Below are 2,396 nucleotides of genomic sequence, written 5' to 3' on the forward strand. Positions count from 1 at the left end.
GAGGGTCGGCGCACGGCGAGGGTCGGCGCACGGCGAGGGTCGGCGCACGGCGAGGGTCGGCGCGCAACGAGGGTCAGCGCGGCGGGGTCAGCACTCGACGACGTTGAGCGGGAGCTCGATGACGTTGAGCGCGAGGCCGCCGCGGGCCGTCTCCTTGTACTTGACGCTCATGTCGGCCCCGGTCTGCCGCATCGTCCTGATCGCCTTGTCGAGGGAGACGTGGTGCCGGCCGTCGCCGTGGAGGGCCATCCGGGCCGCGGTGATGGCCTTGACGGATCCGATGGCGTTGCGCTCGATGCACGGGATCTGCACCAGGCCCCCGATGGGGTCGCAGGTCAGGCCGAGGTTGTGCTCGATGCCGATCTCCGCGGCATTCTCCACCTGCTCGGGCGTCGCCCCGAGGACCTCGGCGAGCCCCGCCGCGGCCATCGAGCAGGCGGAGCCGACCTCGCCCTGGCAGCCGACCTCGGCCCCGGAGATCGAGGCGTTCTCCTTGAACAGCGCGCCGATCGCCCCGGCCGTGAGGAGGAACCGGACCACGCCGTCCTCGGTGGAGGTGTCGACGAACCGGCGGTAGTAGTGGAGGACGGCGGGGACGATCCCCGCGGCGCCGTTCGTCGGGGCGGTGACGACGCGGCCACCCGCGGCGTTCTCCTCGTTGACGGCCAAGGCATACAGGGTGACCCATTCCATCGCGCGGAGCGCGTCGTGCTCGTCGGCCGTCGTCTCGAGCCGGGTGCGCAGGTCGGCGGCCCGGCGGCGGACCTGCAGACCGCCGGGGAGCACCCCGGTGGCCCGGGTGCCGCGCTCGACGCACTCCTGCATGACCTCCCAGATGTGGAGCAGACCGGCGCGGATCTCGCTCTCGCTGCGCCACACCTGCTCGTTGGCCAGCATGAGGTCGCTGATCCGCAGACCGGTCTCGCCGGCCATCCGCAGCAGGTCGCCGCCGCTGTGGAACGGATACGGCACGGGGGTCGGGTCGGCGACGAGCACGGGGCTCCCCGCCTCGTCCTCGTCGAGGACGAAGCCGCCGCCCACCGAGTAGTACTCGCGCCGCTCCAGGACGGATCCGTCCTCGTCGAAGGCCTCGAAGACCATGCCGTTGGTGTGGAACTCCAGCCGCTTGCGGCGGTGCAGGACGATGTCGTCGTCGACGGAGAACCGGATCGGCCGACGCCCGGCCAGCCGCAGCATCCCGTCGTCGCGGACGGCTTGGACCGACGGGTCGGCGGCGACGGGGTCGACGAGGTGCGGCTGCTCGCCCTGCAGCCCGAGGACGACGGCCTTGACGCTGCCGTGCCCGTGGCCGGTCGCGCCGAGCGAGCCGAAGAGCTCGCAGCGCACCCGGGCGGTCCGCGGGAGCAGGCCCTCGTCGGCGAGCCGAGTCCCGAAGAGGTAGGCGGCGCGCATCGGGCCGACCGTGTGCGAGCTCGACGGGCCGATACCGACCTTGAACAGATCGAAGACGCTCACCGTCACCGTGGAACACCTATCTCGCGTCGCTGGCGGAACCGCCGTAGGGCCTCTAATATATCAGTCGTATGCGGCTTTCCGCCCTCATCGTTCGCAGCGGATATCTGATGTATGCCAGTGCTAGCCTGACGCCATGTCCCTCGCCCAGCCGGAGGTCGTCGATCCCGCCCTGCCCCTCGCCGAGCGTGCCTACCTCACCCTGCGGGACCGGTTGATCACGCTGCAGATCCGGCCCGGGGAGCCCATCGACGACGTGAAGGTGGCCGGCGAGCTGCAGGTCGGGCGCACCCCGGTCCGTGAGGCGCTCAAGCGGCTCGAGGACGACCGGCTCGTCGTCGCATACCCGCGTCGGGGCACCTTCGCCACCGTCGTCGACATCACCGACCTCGCCTCCATCAACGACATCCGCGCGCAGCTGGAGCCGCTGGCGGCCCGGCGCGCCGCCGAGCGCGCCACCTCCGCCCAGCGGGCCGAGCTGCAGGACCTCGTCGACCGGTTCGGCTCGCCCGAGACGCTGCCGACGGATCCCACCGAGCTGATGCGTCTCGACGTCGCGGTGCACCGCGCGATCTACCGGGCCTCGGGCAACCCGCACCTCGAGGACGTCCTCGTCCGCTACCACAACCTCGCCACCCGGATGTTCTGCCTCTTCCTCGAGCGGCTTCCCGACGTGCCCGAGCACATCAACGAGCACGTCCCCCTCATCGAGGCGATCCTCGCCGGCGACGCCGACGAGGCGGCGGCCCGGGCGCTCCGGCACGTCACCGGCTTCGAGGCGGGCGTCCGCGCCGTCATCTGACCCCCCTCGGCAGGTGTGAGCTTTCCGTGGCTGGAACGCTTCGGCAACCACGACAAGCCCGCACCTGCCGGCGCACCCCCTCGGCAGGTGTGAGCTTTCCGTGGCTGGAACGCTTCGGCAA

General features: G+C 71.5%; 2 protein-coding genes. One reads left to right on the forward strand and one right to left on the reverse strand.

Translation table 11 applies throughout. The features are described 5' to 3' along the window. Positions 1 to 87: 87 nt before the first annotated feature. On the reverse strand, positions 88 to 1,482 hold the full coding sequence (locus BN12_RS23270) for an L-serine ammonia-lyase (RefSeq protein ID WP_048554352.1): 1,395 nt from the start codon (positions 1,480 to 1,482) through the stop codon (positions 88 to 90). Positions 1,483 to 1,609: 127 nt separating this feature from the next. On the opposite strand from BN12_RS23270, the gene BN12_RS23275 reads away from it, so the two are divergent. Then, on the forward strand, positions 1,610 to 2,275 hold the full coding sequence (locus BN12_RS23275) for a GntR family transcriptional regulator (RefSeq protein WP_048554350.1): 666 nt from the start codon (positions 1,610 to 1,612) through the stop codon (positions 2,273 to 2,275). The last annotated feature ends 121 nt before the right edge of the window (positions 2,276 to 2,396 follow it).

This window comes from Nostocoides japonicum T1-X7 (assembly GCF_001046855.1).
In the GTDB taxonomy this organism is placed as follows: Bacteria; Actinomycetota; Actinomycetes; order Actinomycetales; family Dermatophilaceae; genus Nostocoides; species Nostocoides japonicum.